This window comes from Salipiger sp. ABN3_019, assembly GCF_056158605.1.
The window spans coordinates 786,142-804,752 of record NZ_JBSWTP010000010.1 but is presented as its reverse complement, the minus strand read 5'-3'; the positions used below and the strand labels follow the sequence as shown (position 1 = coordinate 804,752).

14 protein-coding genes are annotated in these 18,611 nt (G+C 63.4%); 10 read left to right on the top strand and 4 right to left on the bottom strand.

Going from position 1 to position 18,611, the window contains the following annotated elements:
• The first annotated feature begins 208 nt into the window (after positions 1 to 208).
• The 10 genes from glpD (at position 209) to ACXAD2_RS25705 (ending at position 13,232) form a co-directional block, all read left to right on the top strand.
• Positions 209 to 1,804 carry a glycerol-3-phosphate dehydrogenase gene (gene glpD, locus ACXAD2_RS25750; RefSeq protein WP_475176977.1) on the top strand — a complete coding sequence of 532 codons (1,596 nt, stop codon included), beginning with the start codon at positions 209 to 211 and terminating at the stop codon, positions 1,802 to 1,804.
• A gap of 36 nt (positions 1,805 to 1,840) precedes the next feature.
• Complete coding sequence (locus ACXAD2_RS25745; protein WP_475176972.1) at positions 1,841 to 2,929, top strand: ABC transporter ATP-binding protein; 1,089 nt, start codon at positions 1,841 to 1,843, stop codon at positions 2,927 to 2,929.
• A gap of 12 nt (positions 2,930 to 2,941) precedes the next feature.
• Entirely contained in the window at positions 2,942 to 4,024 is a 1,083-nt protein-coding gene (locus ACXAD2_RS25740) for an ABC transporter ATP-binding protein (RefSeq protein ID WP_066110059.1), read from the top strand.
• The gene (locus ACXAD2_RS25735; RefSeq protein WP_475176962.1) at positions 4,024 to 4,893 is read left to right on the top strand and encodes a carbohydrate ABC transporter permease; all 870 of its coding nucleotides are present in this window, start codon (positions 4,024 to 4,026) and stop codon (positions 4,891 to 4,893) included. Before ACXAD2_RS25740 ends, ACXAD2_RS25735 begins: the two co-directional genes overlap by 1 nt.
• Positions 4,894 to 5,112: 219 nt before the next feature.
• On the top strand, positions 5,113 to 5,964 hold the full coding sequence (locus tag ACXAD2_RS25730; RefSeq protein ID WP_475176959.1) for a carbohydrate ABC transporter permease: 852 nt from the start codon (positions 5,113 to 5,115) through the stop codon (positions 5,962 to 5,964).
• A 12-nt stretch (positions 5,965 to 5,976) separates the two neighbouring features.
• The gene (locus tag ACXAD2_RS25725; protein WP_475176955.1) at positions 5,977 to 6,249 is read left to right on the top strand and encodes a DUF2160 domain-containing protein; all 273 of its coding nucleotides are present in this window, start codon (positions 5,977 to 5,979) and stop codon (positions 6,247 to 6,249) included.
• A 333-nt stretch (positions 6,250 to 6,582) separates the two neighbouring features.
• Complete coding sequence (locus ACXAD2_RS25720) at positions 6,583 to 7,071, top strand: class I SAM-dependent methyltransferase (RefSeq protein ID WP_475176951.1); 489 nt, start codon at positions 6,583 to 6,585, stop codon at positions 7,069 to 7,071.
• A gap of 91 nt (positions 7,072 to 7,162) precedes the next feature.
• Positions 7,163 to 8,866 carry an ABC transporter substrate-binding protein gene (locus tag ACXAD2_RS25715; RefSeq protein ID WP_475176948.1) on the top strand — a complete coding sequence of 568 codons (1,704 nt, stop codon included), beginning with the start codon at positions 7,163 to 7,165 and terminating at the stop codon, positions 8,864 to 8,866.
• A 366-nt stretch (positions 8,867 to 9,232) separates the two neighbouring features.
• On the top strand, positions 9,233 to 10,762 hold the full coding sequence (gene glpK, locus ACXAD2_RS25710) for a glycerol kinase GlpK (RefSeq protein WP_475176944.1): 1,530 nt from the start codon (positions 9,233 to 9,235) through the stop codon (positions 10,760 to 10,762).
• Between the two features lie 199 nt (positions 10,763 to 10,961).
• Positions 10,962 to 13,232: a FepA family TonB-dependent siderophore receptor gene (locus ACXAD2_RS25705; protein ID WP_475176941.1), complete on the top strand. Its 2,271-nt coding sequence runs from the start codon at positions 10,962 to 10,964 to the stop codon at positions 13,230 to 13,232.
• Positions 13,233 to 13,328: 96 nt separating this feature from the next.
• Here ACXAD2_RS25705 and ACXAD2_RS25700 read toward each other — a convergent pair whose 3' ends face one another.
• The 4 genes from ACXAD2_RS25700 to nrdF all read right to left on the bottom strand — a co-directional run bounded on the left by ACXAD2_RS25700 (position 13,329) and on the right by nrdF (position 18,560).
• Positions 13,329 to 14,684: a c-type cytochrome gene (locus ACXAD2_RS25700; RefSeq protein WP_475176939.1), complete on the bottom strand. Its 1,356-nt coding sequence runs from the start codon at positions 14,682 to 14,684 to the stop codon at positions 13,329 to 13,331.
• Between the two features lie 11 nt (positions 14,685 to 14,695).
• On the bottom strand, positions 14,696 to 16,465 hold the full coding sequence (locus ACXAD2_RS25695; RefSeq protein WP_475176937.1) for a GMC family oxidoreductase: 1,770 nt from the start codon (positions 16,463 to 16,465) through the stop codon (positions 14,696 to 14,698).
• A gap of 2 nt (positions 16,466 to 16,467) precedes the next feature.
• Complete coding sequence (locus ACXAD2_RS25690) at positions 16,468 to 17,169, bottom strand: gluconate 2-dehydrogenase subunit 3 family protein (RefSeq protein ID WP_475176932.1); 702 nt, start codon at positions 17,167 to 17,169, stop codon at positions 16,468 to 16,470.
• A 416-nt stretch (positions 17,170 to 17,585) separates the two neighbouring features.
• Entirely contained in the window at positions 17,586 to 18,560 is a 975-nt protein-coding gene (gene nrdF, locus ACXAD2_RS25685) for a class 1b ribonucleoside-diphosphate reductase subunit beta (RefSeq protein ID WP_475178405.1), read from the bottom strand.
• Between the last annotated feature and the right edge of the window lie 51 nt (positions 18,561 to 18,611).

Genomic DNA, 18,611 nt, shown 5'->3' with positions numbered 1-18,611 from the left:
GGATTGGACCCATAGAAACGCGCAAACGCAGAGGTTTTCCAGCACAAATTATGCTGCACATGCGAAGGTAGAGGAAAAACTTCCATGAAAACATGGTGTCTTGCGGGGAAATTTCGAGGGGCGAGAAATCCGAACGAAAACGAAAACATTTGACTTGCGTCAATGCGCGCTCCGGGTTTAGCCTGCCGCCAACCAGCAGGAGACTCTCGTGACCGACGGCCAAAGCACATCCCCCAGCGATCTCTTCGTGATCGGCGGCGGCATCAACGGCTGCGGCATCGCGCGCGACGCTGCGGGGCGGGGCGCCTCGGTGGTGCTGGCGGAAATGGGCGATCTGGCGTCTGCCACCTCGTCCTCGTCGACCAAGCTGTTCCACGGCGGCCTGCGCTATCTTGAATATCTTGAGGTGCGGCTTGTCCGCGAGGCGCTGATCGAGCGCGAGGTGCTGCTGCGCGCCATGCCCCACATCAGCTGGCCAATGCGTTTCGTGCTGCCCTACCACCCCGACATGCGCTTCGAGAGCGAGACGCCGATCTCGAAAATGCTGAGCAAGGTCATGCCTTGGATGAAGGGGCGGCGCCCGGCGTGGCTGATCCGCATGGGTCTGTTCATGTACGACAACCTCGGCGGGCGAAAGATCCTGCCGGGCACCTCCACGCTGTCGCTCAAGGGCACGAAAGAGGGCGCGCCGCTGCAAGAGCGGTTCGAGCGCGCCTATGAGTATTCCGATTGCTGGGTCGAGGATTCCCGTCTCGTGGCGCTCAATGCCCGCGACGCCGAGGCGCGCGGCGCCAAGATCATGACCCGCACCAAGGTGACCCACGCGCAGCGCGAGGGCGATCTGTGGCTGGTCGAGACCGAGGACACCGAGACCGGCAAGACCGCCACACATTATGCCAAGATGCTGATCAATGCGGGCGGGCCGTGGGTCGGCGACATCATCCATGACAAGATTGATCTGCCGTCGCGCGAAGGCGTGCGGCTGGTGCGCGGCAGCCATATCGTCACGCGCAAGCTCTATGATCATGACAAGTGCTATTTCTTTCAGGGCACCGACGGGCGGATCATCTTCGCCATCCCCTATGAGCGCGATTTCACCCTGATCGGCACCACCAACTCCGAGCACAAGGATCCGGCGCAGCGCCCGGTCTGCACGCCGGAAGAGCGCGACTACCTGATCGATTTCGCCAACCGCTATTTCGCCAAGTCGATCTCGAAGGACGATGTGGTCTGGACCTATTCCGGCGTGCGCCCGCTCTATGACGACGGCGCTTCGAGTGCCACGGCGGCGACCCGCGACTATACGCTGAAGGTCGACGCCAAGGATGGCGCGCCGGTGCTCAACGTCTTTGGCGGCAAGATCACCACCTACCGCCGCCTGGCCGAGAGCGCGCTGGAAAAGATCGGCGAGCATATCTCGCTGAGCAAGGGCGCATGGACCGCTGGGGTTCCGCTCGCAGGGGGCGATTTCCCGGTCGACGGCGTCGCGGCGCTGGTGCAAGGATTGCGCGGCAAATATCCATTCCTCAGTGACACTTGGGCGCTGCGTCTCGTGCGCGCCTATGGCACCGAGGCAGAGGAACTGTTGGGAGAGGCAAAAGGCGCGGAGGATCTTGGGAGGGATTTCGGCGCGACGCTCACAGAGGCGGAAGTGATCTGGCTCATGCGGCATGAGTTTGCCCGCACGGCCGAAGATGTGGTGTGGCGACGCACCAAGCTCGGGCTGCGCCTGAGCGAGGAGGAGATCTCGGCACTGGACGGCTGGATGACATCCCGCCGCGAAAGGGCCGACGCCGCCGAATAGCACGGCGGAGACATACGGCGCGGGGAGGAGGACCTTATGTCGCTGGAATTGAAGGGCGTTTCAAAGAACGTCGAGGGGCAGGTGCATATTGCCCCGACGGATCTGACGCTCGAGAACGGCACGATGAACGTGCTGCTTGGCCCGACGCTCTCGGGCAAGACGACGCTGATGCGATTGATGGCGGGGCTGGATGCGCCGACCACCGGGCGCATTTTCTGGGAGGGCAAGGACGTCACCGGCATGCGGGTTCAGGACCGCAAGGTGGCGATGGTCTACCAGCAGTTCATCAACTACCCGTCGATGACCGTCTACGACAACATCGCCTCGCCGATGAAGCTGATGGGCGTGGGCAAGGCCGAGATCGACCGGCGCGTGCGCGAAAGCGCCGAGCTGATGAAGCTGACGCCGATGCTGACGCGCAAGCCGCTGGAGCTTTCGGGCGGGCAGCAGCAGCGCTGCGCACTGGCGCGGGCGCTGGTAAAGAACGCGGGTCTGGTGCTGCTCGATGAGCCGCTGGCCAACCTTGATTACAAACTGCGCGAAGAGCTGAGGGTGGAAATCCCAAAGATTTTCGAGGCTTCCGGCTCGATCTTCGTCTACGCGACCACCGAACCCGAAGAGGCGCTGCTGCTCGGCGGCAATACCGCCACGCTGTGGGAAGGGCGCGTCACTCAGTTCGGCCCGACCCCCGAGGTCTACCGCCAGCCTGCCGATGCCACCACGGCGCGCGTGTTCAGCGACCCGCCGATGAACTTCCTGCAGATCTCCAAGACCGGCGAGAGGCTGATGTTCGGCGATGGCCAGAGCGCGCCCGCCGCTGGCAAGCTTTCCGAGCTGCCGGACGGGCGCTACACCGCCGGGTTCCGTCCCAACCATCTGGAGATCCTGCAGCACGCGCCCGACGCGCTGCGCTTCACCACCACGCTGCAGGTGACCGAGCTGACCGGATCCGAGACCTTCGTGCATCTCGACCATCATGGCGCGCGCTGGGTGGGGCTGGTGCATGGCGTGCACGATCTGGACCTCGGAGCGCCGCTCGATGTCTGGCTCGACCCGCGCCACGTTTACGTCTTTGGCGAGGAGGGCGAGCTTGTTGCCCCCGCCGCCTATGCGCTGGCTGCCTGAGGAGGGGCGAGAATGGCAAAAATCACGCTCGACAACCTCGCGCACAGCTACCTGCCGAACCCCGGCTCGGAGGCGGATTTTGCGCTGAAGGAAATGACCCATGATTGGGACGACGGCGGCGCCTATGCGCTGCTCGGATCCTCGGGCTGCGGCAAGTCCACGCTGCTCAACATCATCTCGGGCCTGCTTACGCCGTCGCAGGGCAGGGTGCTGTTCGACGGTCAGGACATGACCCACGCCCCCACCGCAGAGCGCAACATCGCGCAGGTGTTCCAGTTTCCCGTCGTCTACGACACGATGACCGTGCGCGACAATCTCGCCTTCCCGCTGCGCAACCGTGGCCGCGATGAGAGCTATGTCGCCGAGCGCGTGCAGGAGATCGCCCGGATGATCGGCATGGAGGACCAGCTGCGCCGCAAGTGCAGCGGGCTCACCGCCGACGCCAAGCAGAAGATCAGCCTCGGGCGCGGCATGGTGCGCAAGGACGTCAACGCGCTGCTCTTTGATGAGCCGCTGACGGTGATCGACCCGCATATGAAGTGGGAATTGCGCACCCAGCTCAAGAAGCTGCACCGCGATTTCGGCCACACGATGATCTACGTCACCCACGACCAGACCGAGGCGCTGACCTTCGCCGACAAGGTGGTGGTGATGTACGACGGGCGCGTGGTGCAGATCGGCACGCCCGAGGAACTCTTCGAGCGGCCCGAGCACACCTTCGTCGGCTATTTCATCGGCTCGCCGGGGATGAACGTCATCCCGGCCAAGGTCGAGGGCAGCCGCGCCTATATCAACGGCTCGGATTTCGACCTCGGCGCGGGCTATCGCGCGATGGACGGCAAGGTCGAGATCGGCGTGCGCCCCGAGTTTGCGCGGCTCAGCCAGACCGAGGGGCTGCCGGTCAAAGTGCGCCGGGTCGAGGATGCGGGCCGCCACAAGATCATCCGCGCCGAGTTTTTCGGCCATGACATCAACATCATCGCCGGCGAGGACGAGCGCGTCAGCCCCGACATGAACCGGGTCAGCTTTGATCCGGCGCATGTCAACGTCTACCGCGACGACTGGCGCGTGGCACCGCAGGGGGAGGCGGCCTGATGACCAAGACCTTCAACAACAAGGCGTGGCTGCTGGTGCTTCCGGTGCTGCTGCTGGTCGCCTTCTCGGCGGTGATCCCGCTGATGACCGTGGTGAACTATTCGGTGCAGGACACCTTCGGCAACAACCAGTTCTTCTGGGCCGGCCTCGAGTGGTTCGAAGAGATGCTGCATTCCGAACGCATGTGGAATGCGCTCGGCCGGCAGCTGATGTTCTCGGGCATCATCCTCGCCATCGAAGTGCCTCTGGGCATTTTCGTCGCGCTCAACATGCCGAAGTCCGGCTTCTGGGCGTCCTTCTGCCTCGTGCTCATGTCGCTGCCGCTGCTGATCCCTTGGAACGTGGTCGGCACCATCTGGCAGGTCTTTGGCCGCGTCGATATCGGCCTTCTGGGCCGGACGCTCGAAACCCTCGGGATCGACTACAACTACACGCAAAGCCCGCTTGCGGCATGGATCACCATTGTCGTCATGGACGTCTGGCACTGGACCTCGCTGGTGGCGCTGCTGGCCTATGCCGGTCTCAAATCCATCCCCGACGCCTATTATCAGGCCGCGAAGATCGATCAGGCCAGCCGCTGGAAGGTGTTCCGCTACATCGAGCTTCCGAAGATGGCGGGGGTGCTGATGATCGCCATCCTGCTGCGCTTCATGGACAGTTTCATGATCTATACCGAGCCCTTCGTGGTCACCGGCGGCGGTCCCGGCAATGCCACCACGCTGCTGTCGATCGATCTGGTCAAGATGGCGCTGGGGCAGTTCGACCTTGGTCCCGCGGCGGCCTTCTCGATCATGTACTTCCTCGTGATACTGCTGATTTCATGGGTGTTCTACACCGTGATGACCAACCTCGACAAAAAGGGGATGTGAGATGAGCATGACCCTTCGAAACAGGCCACAGGGTGCAAGCCGGGCGAGCGCCTGCCTGTGGGATGGCGCCACAACTTTCGAGGTCGGCGCTTTATCCCGGCCAAATCCGGATGACCTCGACCTCGCGCGCAACAATGACAAAGCGCCAGCCCGCCGGGACGGGCAGGCGCTCGCCCGGCGGCCTTCGGCCTTTGCTCCGGGCGCAGCAAGGAGCCCCGCATGAGCGACGCAACCTTCACCCCCGCCGCCAGCCGCGCGCGCAGCATGCCGCGCGTGAAGGGCAGCACCATCGTCATGGCGCTCTATCTGCTGTTCCTGCTGCTGCCGATCTACTGGCTGCTGAACATGAGTTTGAAGACCAACACCGAGATCCTCGGAGACTTCACGCTCTGGCCGCGCGATCTGACCTTCGCCAATTACGCCACGATCCTCACCGATCCGAGCTGGTACACCGGCTACATCAACTCGCTGATCTATGTGGTGATGAACACGGTGATCTCGCTCACCGTGGCGCTGCCGGCAGCCTATGCGTTCTCGCGTTATCACTTCATCGGCGACAAGCATCTGTTCTTCTGGCTGCTCACCAACCGGATGGCGCCGCCCGCGGTCTTCGCGCTGCCGTTCTTCCAGCTCTACAGCTCGATTGGCCTCTTCGACACGCATATCGCCGTGGCGCTGGCGCATTGCCTCTTTAACGTGCCGCTGGCGGTCTGGATCCTCGAAGGCTTCATGCGCGGCGTGCCCAAGGAGATCGACGAGACCGCCTATATCGATGGCTACAGCTTTGGCGCCTTCTTCGTGAAGATCTTCATGCCGCTGATCTCGTCGGGCATCGGCGTCGCCGCCTTCTTCTGCTTCATGTTCTCTTGGGTCGAGCTGCTGCTCTCGCGCACGCTGACCACGGTGGACGCGAAACCCATCGCAGCCACCATGACCCGCACCGTTTCGGCCTCGGGACTCGACTGGGGCGTGTTGGCGGCGGCGGGGGTGCTTACCATCATTCCGGGCGCGCTGGTGATCTGGTTCGTCCGCAACTACATCGCCAAGGGCTTTGCCCTGGGCCGCGTCTGAGAGGAGAGCGCAATGGACTGGATGGCATGGACATGGCCCACTGCGGCCTTCTTTCTGACCATCGCGGCGCTGCTGGTGATCTTCACCGTGCTGGCGATCCGCTTCCCCGAGACGCCGCGGCACGGCGTTCTGGGCATCGAGACCACGCGCGGGGATCGGCTCTTCATCACGCTGCTGGGCTCGGCCTTCATCAATCTCGCCTGGCTCGGCCTTGTCGGCCAGGCGCAGCCGGCGGCGCTTGTCGTCTGCCTGATCTACGCTCTCTCGGTATTCCGCTGGGTTTAATTCTGGTCGATAGAGCCACTATGAAGCTCGACTGTCTGTCGGTAGATGGAAAATTCTGATATGAATACATCCTGCAATATTCGCACACCTTATATTCCGCAGTATTTTCATATTTCGAAAGGGATACTCATGAAGAGAGTCCTCTACCATTCAGCTGGAGCGATATTATCGCGGGCGCCTGCTTCTGTTAAAACCAGGTTCAAAGAGGCCGCTGAGCTGATTTATTGGAGAAAGGTCCTCCAGAAATCCAACGGCAAATTCTACAACGGTCATTTCGAGAGATATTTCACCATCCTTTTTGGATGCGACCGGAGCTATTACGACGGCAAGCGCATGCTGGATATCGGCTGCGGTCCGCTTGGCAGCTTGGAATGGGCCGAGGGCGCAGCGCGCCGCGTCGGCCTCGATCCGCTGGCCGACAAGTACCTAGCGCTCAACCGCGCCGCGCAGCACATGGAATATGTCGCCGGTGGTTCCGAGGATTTGCCTTTCCCGGACTGCAGCTTCGACGTGGTATCCGTGTTCAACGCACTCGATCACGTAGAGGAACTCGACGAGAGTATCGTGGAGTGCCAACGCGTGCTCGCCCCGGGCGGCGATCTGCTGCTCATCGTCGAGATCGACCACGAGCCTACTGTTACCGAGCCGCATATGCTCGACGAGCGGGTGCTCGAGAAGTTCGACCTCTGCGAGGTCGACCAAGCCCATATCTTCGCGATCCGTGACGACCACAATGTCTACGGCAGCATCCGCGAGGCACGGCCGCGCGCCGCGCCCGGCGTGCCCGCGGTGCTTTGCGCACGGCTTCGACGAAGGCACTGATACGGCGGCACAGACGACGCGCCGCCACGCTATTCGCCTCGCCCCGGAGGAAACCAGGGGGCGGGCGGATTTATACCAAAGGGAGGAAACCATGAACCTTAAGACAACGACAGCCATGGCGTTGGCGCTTGGCCTGCTGAGCGGGCCGGCCTTTGCCGACATGGAGGCGGCCACAGCCTTCCTCGATGCGGAGATCGGCGATCTGTCGGCGATCTCGCGCGAGGATCAGGAAGCCGAAATGCAGTGGTTCGTCGACGCGGCCCAGCCGTTCCAGGGCATGGAGATCAAGGTGGTCTCGGAGACGATCACCACGCATGAATACGAAAGCCAGGTGCTTGCCCCGGCCTTCGAGAAGATCACCGGTATCAAGATCACCCATGACCTCATCGGCGAAGGCGACGTGGTCGAGAAGCTGCAGACGCAGATGCAGTCGGGCGAGAACATCTATGATGCCTATGTCAACGACAGCGACCTGATCGGCACCCATTGGCGCTATCAGCAGGTGCGCAACCTCACCGACTGGATGGAGAACGAGGGTGCCGAGGTGACCAGCCCGACGCTCGATCTCGAGGATTTCATCGGCACCCAGTTCACCACCGCTCCGGACGGCAAGCTCTACCAGCTGCCCGACCAGCAGTTCGCCAACCTCTACTGGTTCCGCTACGACTGGTTCACCGATCCCGAGATCATGGCCGAGTTCGAAGAGAAATATGGCTACGAGCTGGGGGTGCCGGTCAACTGGTCAGCCTATGAGGACATCGCCGAGTTCTTCACCGGCCGGAACATCGACGGGCAGGACATCTTCGGCTCGATGGACTACGGCAAGAAGGACCCCTCGCTTGGCTGGCGCTACACCGACGCGTGGATGTCGATGGCCGGCATGGGCGACAAGGGCGAGCCGAACGGCCTGCCGGTCGACGAATGGGGCATCCGGGTGAACGAGAACTCGCAGCCCGTGGGCGCCTGCATGTCGCGCGGCGGCGCGGCCAACAGCCCGGCGGCGGTCTATGCCGTCGACAAGGCGATCGAGTGGCTCAACAAATACTCGCCGCCCTCGGCCATGGGCATGACCTTCTCCGAGGCGGGGCCGGTTCCGGCGCAGGGCAACATCGCGCAGCAGATGTTCATGTACACCACTTTCGTCGCGTCGCTGGTCGAGCCCGGCCTGCCGGTGATGAACGAGGATGGCACGCCCAAGTGGCGTCTCGCCCCGTCGCCGCATGGCGTCTACTGGGAAGACGGCATGAAGGTCGGCTATCAGGACGTGGGCTCGTGGACGCTGATGAAGTCCACCCCCGAAGACCGCGCCAAGGCCGCATGGCTCTATGCGCAGTTCGTCACCTCCAAGACCGTGGACGTGAAGAAGAGCCACGTTGGCCTGACCTTCATCCGCGAAAGCTCGATCCAGGACGAGAGCTTCACCGAGCGCGCGCCGAAGCTGGGCGGCCTCGTCGAGTTCTACCGCTCGCCGGACCGCGTGCGCTGGTCGCCCACGGGCACCAACGTGCCGGACTATCCCAAGCTGGCGCAGCTGTGGTGGCAGAACATCGGCGACGCCATGTCCGGTGCGAAGCCCGCGCAGGAAGCCCTCGACAGCCTCTGCTCTGACATGGAGCGGGTGATGGAGCGCCTCGAGCGCGCCGGTATTCAGGGAGATCTGGGCCCGGTGATGAACGAGGAGAAGGACGCCGAAGAGTGGCTCTCGATGGAAGGCTCGCCGAAGCCGAAGATCGAGAACGAGCGTGAGGAGCCCAAGACGGTGTCCTACGACGAACTCGTCGCCTCGTGGCAGTGACCTAGATGTGAAGGGGGCGGGGCTATGCCCGCCCCCTTCTTCTCGTCTTCGCCATGGCGCCGCGGCGCCATCGCCGATACGAGTTCGGTAAGAGACTGATTTGGAGGACATGCTCGTGCATCGACGCCGCGGACCCGCCCGGAATCAAGGCCGAAGGCCGCCGGGCGAGCGCCTGCCCGTCCCGGCGGGCTGGCGCTTTTGCACCGGTGCGCGGCGCTCGGGTGTCGTCCGGACCTGGCCGGGATAAAAGGAAGACCCCAGAAGACGATGCGCCACCCCACGGGCAGGCGCCCGCCCGGCTCAGGACGCACCCGGCACTCACCAACGAAGTCACGGACAGACGCAGACAAAAGGCCAGCAGACCCCATGACCCTCATCCTCGCCATCGACCAAGGCACCACCTCGACCCGCGCGATCCTGTTTGACGACAAGCTGCAGGTCACCGCCTCGGCACAGGAGGAGTTCCCGCAGCATTTCCCGCAAAGCGGCTGGGTCGAACATGATCCGCTCGACCTGTGGTCCACCACCGCCGCCACCTGCCGCGCGGTGGTCGAGAAAGCGGGCGTCGGCGCGGATGACATCGCGGCCATCGGCATCACCAACCAGCGCGAGACCACGCTGGTGTGGGAAAAGGACACCGGCAAGCCGATCCACAACGCCATCGTCTGGCAGGACCGCCGCACCTCCGAGATGTGCCGCAAGCTGCGCGACGAGGGCTTTGAAGAGACGGTCACCGAAAAAACCGGCCTGCTGCTCGACCCCTATTTCTCGGCGACCAAACTGGCGTGGATCCTCGACCGAGTGGAAGGCGCGCGCGAACGGGCCGAGAAGGGCGAGCTGCTCTTTGGTACGGTCGACAGCTGGCTGGTGTGGAAACTGACCGGCGGCGCGGTGCATGCCACCGACGCCACCAACGCCGCCCGCACCATGCTCTACAACATCCGCGAGGGCCGCTGGTCCGAGGCGATCTGCAAGCGGCTAAACATTCCCACCAAGATGCTGCCCGAGGTGCGCGATTGCGACGCGAACTTCGGCGAGTGCCGCGCCGATCTCTTCGGGCGCCCGATCCCGATCCTCGGTATTGCGGGCGATCAGCAGGCGGCGACGATCGGGCAGGCGTGCTTTCAGCCCGGCATGGTCAAATCCACCTATGGCACCGGCTGTTTTGCCTTGCTCAACACCGGCGACACGCCTGTGGTCTCGCAAAACCGGCTGCTGACCACCATCGCCTATCGCATCGGCGGCAAGACCACCTATGCGCTCGAAGGCTCGATCTTCGTGGCTGGCGCGGTGATCCAATGGCTGCGCGACGGGCTGCAGGTGATCCGCCATGCCGCCGAAAGCCAGCCCTTGGCCGAGGCGGCAGACCCGGCGCAGGAGCTTGTGCTGGTGCCCGCCTTCACTGGCCTTGGCGCGCCTTATTGGAATGCCGACTGCCGCGGCGCGATCTACGGGCTCACCCGCAACTCGGGCCCCGCCGAGTTCGCCCGCGCCGCGCTGGAAAGCGTCGGCTATCAGACCCGCGATCTGATCGAGGCGATGAAGGCCGACTGGAGCGCGGCGCATGGCGATGTGGAGATGGCGGCGCTGCGCGTCGACGGCGGGCTCAGCGCGTCGGACTGGGGCATGCAGTATCTGTCGGATATTCTCGACGCGCCGGTGGAACGGCCCACGGTGCTTGAGACCACGGCCATGGGCGCCGCGTGGCTGGCCGGGCAAAAGGCGGGGCTGATGCCGGGGATGGAAGCCTTCGCGGAGGCGTGGGCGCGCGAGGCGCGGTTCGAGCCGCAGATGGAGGCGGCGCTGCGCGATCGCAAATACGCCGCATGGCGGCGCGCGGTCGCGGCGACCATGGATTTCGGCGCACCGGGCGAGGGGACGGCACCCGCCGAATAAGTCCGCCGACCAGTTCTGGTTTCCCGCCCCGGAGGCATTCTCTGGGGCGGCTTTATGTTGCGTAATTGTAACACGCCGTGGCGCCACCGCAGCGCCACGATTGAGGCTCTGCAAGGAACGTGGTTCTTCGCAGTGGCCAGCTAGCCGCGAGCAGTCCCCCTAAAATCCGCAACATTTTAACGCGTGGAGAGGATCGCTTATGGCATCCGTACGTGCGCGGCTGGCCTCTGGCACAGCCGTCTTTCTTCTGTCCGCCGTCCCGCTGACCCCGGCGCTGGCGCAGGATTTCACCCTCGGCGACGAGGCCGAGTATGAGCTTGGCACAATCGTTCTGACCGCCGAAGAACAGATCAAACAGGCCTTGGGCACCTCGACCATCACCGAGGAAGACCTGCAGAAGCAGCCGGTCGTCAACGATGTGGCCGAGATCATCCGCAAGATGCCCGGCGTCAACCTCAGCGGCACCTCGCCGTCGGGCCAGCGCGGCAACCAGCGGCAGGTCGACATCCGCGGCATGGGCCCCGAAAACGTGCTGATCCTGATCGACGGCAAGCCGGTGCTGTCGCGCACCTCGGTCAAGCAGGGCCGCTCGGGCGAGCGCGACACCCGCGGCGACACCAACTGGGTGCCCGCCGAAATGGTCGAAAGCATCGAGGTGATCCGCGGCCCGGCGGCGGCCCGCTACGGCTCGGGCGCGGCGGGCGGCGTGGTGAACATCATCACCAAGCAGCCCGACGAAGATCTGCTGCAGCTCAGCACCTTCTTCGATGTGCCCGAAAGCAGCAGCGAGGGCATGACCCAGCGCTACAACCTGCTCTGGGCAAAGCGTCTGACCGACACGCTCGGCCTGCGCTTTTCGACCAGCTACAACAAGACCGATGGCGACGAGACCGACATCAACGAGGCCGAAGCCGAGTGCTCGACGGATGAGGATACCGGCGAGGAAAGCTGCTATTCCAACTCCGGCAACGAGGGCGTGATCAACAAGGACGCCTCGCTGCGCCTCAGCTGGGAGCCCAGCGACATCAACCGTTTCGACGTCGATCTGGGCTGGTCGCGTCAGGGCAACATCTATGCGGGCGACACGCTGCTCGGCAATGGCATCGGCAACAACTCGCGCGAGGACGTGAACGAACTGGCCGAGGATGGCTCCGAGACCAACTCCATGGAGCGTTACACCTTCGGCGTCACCCACAACGGCAGCTACGGCTGGGGTGAGACGATGAGCTATCTGCAGTTCGAGCGCACGATCAACGAGCGCCTCTCCGAAGGCGGCGCGGGCGGCAGCGAGGGCGCGATCAACTCGCAGAGCGACTGGGACATCGTGACCCTGAACGCCCTCTCGGCGAAACATGAAAGCTACCTCAACCACAGCACGCTGGGCCGCCCGTCGGCGCTGACGCTGGGGGCCGAGGCGCGCTATGAGACGCTGGACCTCAGCGGCTACAACTCGTTTGCCACGGTTGAATCCGACGACTTCGATCCGGCCAGCGGCGACGAGCTCACCGAGCAGGCGACGCTAGGCCTCTACCTCGAAGACAACATCGAGTGGACCGACAAGCTGACGCTGACCCCCTCGGTCCGCCTCGATTACGCCGACACCTTTGGCTACAACTGGTCGGGCGGGCTCAATGCCTCTTATGCGATCAACTCCGCTTGGACGATCAAAGGCGGCGTGGCCAAAGCGTTCAAATCGCCGACGCTCTACCAACTGGCCGACAACTACGTCTATGTAACCTCGGGCAATGGCTGCCCCTATCCCTATTACCGCGACGGGCCGTGCTACGTGCTGTCGAACCCGGACCTGAAGCCCGAGACCTCGATCAACAAGGAAATCGGTATTCAGTACACCGGCATGAACGGGATGAACGCCACGCTGACCTATTTCCACAACGACTACCGCGACAAGATCCAGTCGGGCACCGAACAGGTCGGCACGGCCTCGGTCTATCAGCGCGGCGCGTGGCGGGATGGGCGCCTGTACCAGTGGGAGAACATCCCCCAGTCGCGCGTGCAGGGTCTGGAGGGCAGCTTTGCCACCCCGATCGGCGAGGACTTCAACCTTCGCGTCAACGGCACCTATATGATCGAGTCGGTCCAGCAGCTCGAGCTTGAGGGTGGCGGTTCGGTCGAAGTGCCGCTGTCGCTGGTGCCCGAGTACACGATCAACGCCGCCTTGGACTGGCAGGCGAACGAGCGCATGACCGTGACGCCCTCGCTGACCCACTACGGCAAGATCGAGGCCACGAGCTACAGCGCCACCACGGGCTATGAAGAGGATGACACCGAGGACCGCGATCCATACACGCTGGTCAATCTCGGCATGACCTATCAGTTCGACAACGGCTTCAACCTGAAGGCTGGGGTGACCAACCTCTTCAACACCGAGATCCTGCGCTCGGGCGACGGGGCCAACACCTACAACGAGCCGGGGCGGGCCTATTACTTCGGTCTGACCAAGACGTTCTGAGGGCGTTTGCCACGGTCAAACCCGCTGCATGAAAAGGGCGGGCCGGAAATCCGGCCCGCCCTTCTTTTTGGCACTTATATCAGGAACGTGCGGCGATCAGTGCGTCGCGTCAGCGCCGCGTACCACCGCCACATCGCTGGCGCTTACAACACCGGCGTCGTTGTCCCACGCCTTGCGCAGCCATGTCGCCAGCTCGGCCACTTCGTCATCCGACATACGGTCGGCATAGCCCTGCATGCGCAGCGTCATCGGACGCTTGGCCGTGCCCGGCACCTCGGCACCGTTCAGGATCACCGAGATCAGCGGCTTGGTTTCCGAGCCCGTCACCAGATGGTTGTCCTGCAGTTCCGGGAAGATGCCCGGAGCGCCCTTGCCGGTGGCAAAGTGGCAGCCGATGCAGTTGTCGGTGTAGAGACGTGCGCCCAGCGGCATTTCGGGATCCGCCGAGATCAGCATCTCTGCAGTCTCGCGGCCCGCATCGTCCGCTTCGGGATCCGGGGTCACGATCGGGCCTGCATCAGCTACGGTCTCGGGGGTCTCGACCTTTGCACCATCCATCCCCTTGAGGAAGGCGGCCATGGCGAGGTTGTCCTCATCCGTCAGATACTGCAGCGAGTGCTCGACCACGAGGCCCATTTCGCCATTGGCGGCGGAATGCGCGTTGCGGCCGGTGGCAAGATAGTCCGCCAGTTCGCCCACGCTCCACGCCTGCGGAACAGAGCCTTCGCCGCGCAGCGCCGGCGCGTTCCAGCCGTCGATGACGCCGCCGGTGAGGAAGCTGTCCTCATCCGCCGTCACACCGTCCTGCGACATGAAGGGCGTACGGGGGCTGTGGCACGCGGCGCAGTGGCCGGGGCCTTCGACGAGATACTGGCCACGGTCCTGCAGTTCGGACGCGCCCACCGGGTTGAACCCGGCGTCATGGGTCAGCGCCAGCCAGTTCCACGCGCGGATGCCGAAGCGCAGGTTGAAGGGGAACTTCAGCTGCGTTTCCTGCACCTCGTTCGACACCGGCGCGACCTCTGCCATGAGGTAATCATAGAGGGCACGAATGTCCTCTTCCTTCATCAGGCGATAGTTCTCGTAGGGCATCGCCGGATAAAGATGGGTGCCGCCCTTGGCGATGCCGTCGACCATGGCCGCGCGGAAGTCGTCATAAGACCACGCGCCGATGCCGGTCTCGGCGTCGGGGGTGATGTTGGTCGACCAGATGGTGCCCATGGGCGAGGCGATGGCGCGACCACCGGCAAGCGGCGCGCCACCCTCGGCGGTGTGGCAGGCCACACAGTCCGAGGCATGCATCACATATTCGCCCTGACCGGGCTCGGGCTCCCAGTTGGCAGCCAGTTCCTCAGCCGGTGCGCTACGCTGCACGGGCACGAAGATGAAGGCGAGCAGGCAGACGATGCCCAGAACCACGAGGCCGCCGATAATGCGGAGAAAGGTCTTCATTTACGTTCTCCTCAGACCAGCGGACGGGGGTTCGAGAGGTACTGCGTGCGGATCGCGTGCACCGTGTGATAGGCCAGACCGCCCACAAGCCCGGTGGGGTTGTACTGGGTGTTCTGCACGAAGTTGCCCGCGCCCATGGCGAAGACGTTGTGCGCCTTGAAGGTCTGGGAGTAGCGGTTGACCGCGCCTTCCTGCGCGTTCTCGGCCATGATGTGACCACCGGTGTTATGCGTCGTCTGATAGGGACGCACGTCGTATTGCGCACCGATGTCCTTAAAGCCCGCCTGCATGATGTCAGGGTTCATCGAAGCGGCCAGCGGCTCCATCTTCGATTTCATGAACTGGTTCATCTTCAGGTCGTTGTCCTGCCAGTTGAACGTCATGCGCATCAGCGGACGACCGTGGCGGTCGGTGTAGGTCGGATCGAGGTCGAGGTGGTTGTTCGCATAGGCCATATGCGAGCCATGCGAGCCGATCGACATGGCGTGGCCGTACCACTCGCCGATGCCTTCCTTCCAACCCGCGCCCCAGCTCGGCGTGCCCTTGGGCAGCGGCATGTTGCGGATCGGCTGACCGTTGAACGTGCCCGAGCGCCAGTAAGAACCGCCGATAAAGCCTTCGGCGCCAAAGTCGTTCTGGCTGATCGAGAAGTCGTCGATGACCATACCGTTGGCGCCATGGCCGACGAAGGGGTTGAACTCGGCGTCCTTGAAGAACATCGAGACGCCGCCGTTCATCTGGTAGGCGTAGTTCTTGCCCAGCGTGCCGGTGCCGGTCAGCGGATTGTAAGCCTCGCCGAGACCCGACAGCAGCATCAAGTGCACGTTGTTGAGCTGGTAGCTCGACAGGATGACGATATCGGCAGGCTGGAACACCTCTTCCTGCGCCGCTTCGTCCCAATAGGTGACGCCAGTCGCGGTCTTGCCGTCCTCGGCCAGTTCCACGCGCAGCACTTCGGAATTGGTGCGATACTCGAAGTTCGGCATGCGCTTCAGCGCGCCGAGGATCGCCGTCTGCGGCGAGGACTTGGAGTATTGGTAGCAGCCGTAGCGCTCGCAGAAGCCGCAGAAGTTACACGGCCCCATCTGCATCCCATAAGGGTTCACATAGGACGTGGACGCGATGCCCGCCGAGGCCGGGAACGGGTGGTAGCCCATCGCCTTGGCGGCTTCTTGAAACTTTGCCGAGTTGTAGGTGGTCGGCAGCGGCGGCATCGGGAAGTCTTCCGAGCGCCAGCCTTCGAACGGGTTGCCGCCTTCGCGGATCTCGCCGTTGAGGTTGCCGGCATAGCCAGAGATGCCCGCGACCTTCTCGAACTGGGTGAAGAACGGCTCGAGATCATCATAGCTGACCGGGTAGTCGCGCAGGTTCATCCCCTCGGGAATGATCTGCTCGCCCCAGTTGTCGCGCACGTGGCTGCGCAGTTTCAGCTCAACCTCTTGCGGACGCCAGTTGAGGCCGTTCCAGTGCGTGCCCGCACCGCCAACGCCATTGCCGGGCAGAAACGATCCAAGCGAGCGATAGGGCAGCGCGCGTTCGCCATCGTTGCGGCGCACGGTGACGGTCTGCTGGCTCGGCTTTTGCATCATCTTCAGGCGCACGCCGTATTTCAGCTCATCGATCTGCTGCGGGTATTCGAAGTTGGGGACGGTGCTCTGATCATGGCCGCGCTCCAGCGCGACGATGTCGAGGCCTTCCTGCGCCAGCTCGATGCCTGCGATCGAACCGGTCCAGCCGAGGCCGACAATGACCACGTCTTTCTTTTTTTCCTGACGTGCCATGCTTATGCCCTTTCGCCGCTGATCGAGACCGGACCAAGCGGGTATTTCACGTTGTGGCGCTCGGGCCATTCCCGATAGGCCGCGCGGGCACCGGGGAAGCCGATGTAGACCCAGGACTGCATGCCTTGGTTGCCGCCATATTGCGGGTCGGCAAAATAGCCTTCCTTGGTGTTGCTCAGCAGCAGACCCCAAAACTCGCGCAGCTCGTTCGCCAGCGCGACGTCGCCGTTCTGCAACGAGGTGAGCGAGACATCCTGCTGCTCGGGCGAAAGATCGGCAAAGGCCGCGCCATGGGTCTCTTGGCACCAGGCGTCAAAGGCGGGGATCGCCTGACGATAAACCTCGGCGGGGGTCAGCGGCGTCTGCCAGCCACGCGCGGGCTCGGCGGCGGCGTCATGCGGGCCGTCCATGTACCAATCGTCGGCGGTGCCGTAGTCGCTGGCAAGCTGGCGGTCGATAAACACCGGCACACGCGCTTCGATGGCGCCGGGGCCATCGCCTTCGGAGGGGATGAGCCGCGCTGTCGCAGCCATCACAAAGGCCCATTCATCGGCGCTGAGATATTCGCGTTCGTATTGATCGAGGGAGACGGGCGCCGGGGCTTCTTGCGCAGAGGCAGAGGCGGCGAGACCCGAGAGTGCGACACCGGCGGCGGAGGCTTTCAGAAAGCCCCGGCGGCTCGGGTATCCGGGTAGATCGGTCATTTAGGGGTGTCCTGCCGGTATTTAGGTGGAACAAACGTGCGCTCACGCAGAGCGACACTTTGTCGCCCTACGCTGCGTCACCTTGCCGCGCAAGATGACCGCACCCGGATGCAATGCCGCTATGATCACAGATCATAAGCCTCTGACAAGGCGACACGAAAACGTGACTTTGCGCATGATGACGGGAAAACCCCTCAAAATGAGGGCCGCAATGCATCGCGAATGACGGTTTGGTTTAGCGTTAAACCACCCCTGTGGGCCCAGCCCGCACACTCACTGTGCATGAATGCAGATGTCGCGTTTCCCCGCTGTGATCACCGCGTTCGCGCATTCCGTACACAGCTGCATGCCAAAGAAAACGCCGCGGTCAGCAGGGCTGACCGCGGCGCGGAAATCTCTCACAATGAAGGCTGGCGTCAGAAGTCCCAGTCTTCATCCTCGGTGGCCACGGCCTTGCCGATCACATAGCTCGAACCCGAGCCCGAGAAGAAGTCGTGGTTCTCGCTGTCTGGGCTCAGCGCGGCCAGAATAGCGGGGTTCACCTCGGCAGCTTCAGGCGGGAAAAGCGCTTCGAAACCAAGGTTCTGCAGCGCTTTGTTCGCGTTATAGTGGAGGAAGGCCTTGACCTCTTCCGTCAGCCCGATGCCGTCATACAGCTCTTCGGTGTAGCGCGCCTCGATGTCGTAAAGCTCGAACAGCAGCGAGAAGGCGTATTCCTTCAGCTCGGCCTTGCGCGCCTCGCTCTCGCGCTCCAGTGCGCGCTGGAACTTGTAGCCGATGTAATAGCCGTGCACCGCCTCGTCGCGGATGATCAGCCGGATGAGGTCGGCGGTGTTGGTCAGCTTGGCGCGGCTCGACCAATACATCGGCAGGTAGAAGCCCGAGTAGAACATGAAGCTCTCAAGGAACACCGAGGCGACCTTGCGCTTCAGCGGATCGCTCCCCGCGGCATAGGTCTCCAGTACCGCGCGCGCCTTGGCTTGCAGATGCGGGTTCTCTTCCGACCAGCGGAAGGCCTCGTCGACCTCACGGGTCGAGCAGAGCGTCGAGAAGATCGAGCTGTAGCTGCGCGCGTGCACCGCTTCCATGAAGGCGATGTTGGTCAGCACCGACTCTTCATGCGGGGTCTGCGCATCGGGCATCATCGCCGGCGCGCCGACACTGTTCTGGATGGTGTCGAGCAGGGTGAGCCCGGTGAACACCCGGATGGTCAGCCGCTGCTCGGCCTCGGTCAGCGTCGCCCAGCTTTGCACGTCGTTCGACAGCGGCACCTTCTCGGGCAGCCAGAAGTTGACGGTCAGACGGTTCCAGACCTCGAGGTCCTTCTCGTCCTGCAGCCGGTTCCAGTTGATCGCCCGCGGCACGGCGGGGGAGGTGACACTGTCCTTCATCGGATCATCCCATTCGCGGGCCATCGGCCCTCTATCATCCAGAGCGCCCCG

Excerpts from the sequence above, each read along its gene's own strand:
- ACXAD2_RS25745 (WP_475176972.1), top strand. The coding sequence starts at position 1,841 with ATGTCGCTGGAATTGAAGGGCGTTTCAAAGAACGTCGAGGGGCAGGTG.
- ACXAD2_RS25740 (WP_066110059.1), top strand. The coding sequence starts at position 2,942 with ATGGCAAAAATCACGCTCGACAACCTCGCGCACAGCTACCTGCCGAAC.
- ACXAD2_RS25735 (WP_475176962.1), top strand. The coding sequence starts at position 4,024 with ATGACCAAGACCTTCAACAACAAGGCGTGGCTGCTGGTGCTTCCGGTG.
- ACXAD2_RS25730 (WP_475176959.1), top strand. The coding sequence starts at position 5,113 with ATGAGCGACGCAACCTTCACCCCCGCCGCCAGCCGCGCGCGCAGCATG.
- ACXAD2_RS25725 (WP_475176955.1), top strand. The coding sequence starts at position 5,977 with ATGGACTGGATGGCATGGACATGGCCCACTGCGGCCTTCTTTCTGACC.
- ACXAD2_RS25720 (WP_475176951.1), top strand. The coding sequence starts at position 6,583 with ATGCTGGATATCGGCTGCGGTCCGCTTGGCAGCTTGGAATGGGCCGAG.
- ACXAD2_RS25715 (WP_475176948.1), top strand. The coding sequence starts at position 7,163 with ATGAACCTTAAGACAACGACAGCCATGGCGTTGGCGCTTGGCCTGCTG.
- glpK (WP_475176944.1), top strand. The coding sequence starts at position 9,233 with ATGACCCTCATCCTCGCCATCGACCAAGGCACCACCTCGACCCGCGCG.
- ACXAD2_RS25705 (WP_475176941.1), top strand. The coding sequence starts at position 10,962 with ATGGCATCCGTACGTGCGCGGCTGGCCTCTGGCACAGCCGTCTTTCTT.
- ACXAD2_RS25700 (WP_475176939.1), bottom strand. The coding sequence starts at position 14,684 with ATGAAGACCTTTCTCCGCATTATCGGCGGCCTCGTGGTTCTGGGCATC.
- ACXAD2_RS25695 (WP_475176937.1), bottom strand. The coding sequence starts at position 16,465 with ATGGCACGTCAGGAAAAAAAGAAAGACGTGGTCATTGTCGGCCTCGGC.
- ACXAD2_RS25690 (WP_475176932.1), bottom strand. The coding sequence starts at position 17,169 with ATGACCGATCTACCCGGATACCCGAGCCGCCGGGGCTTTCTGAAAGCC.
- nrdF (WP_475178405.1), bottom strand. The coding sequence starts at position 18,560 with ATGAAGGACAGTGTCACCTCCCCCGCCGTGCCGCGGGCGATCAACTGG.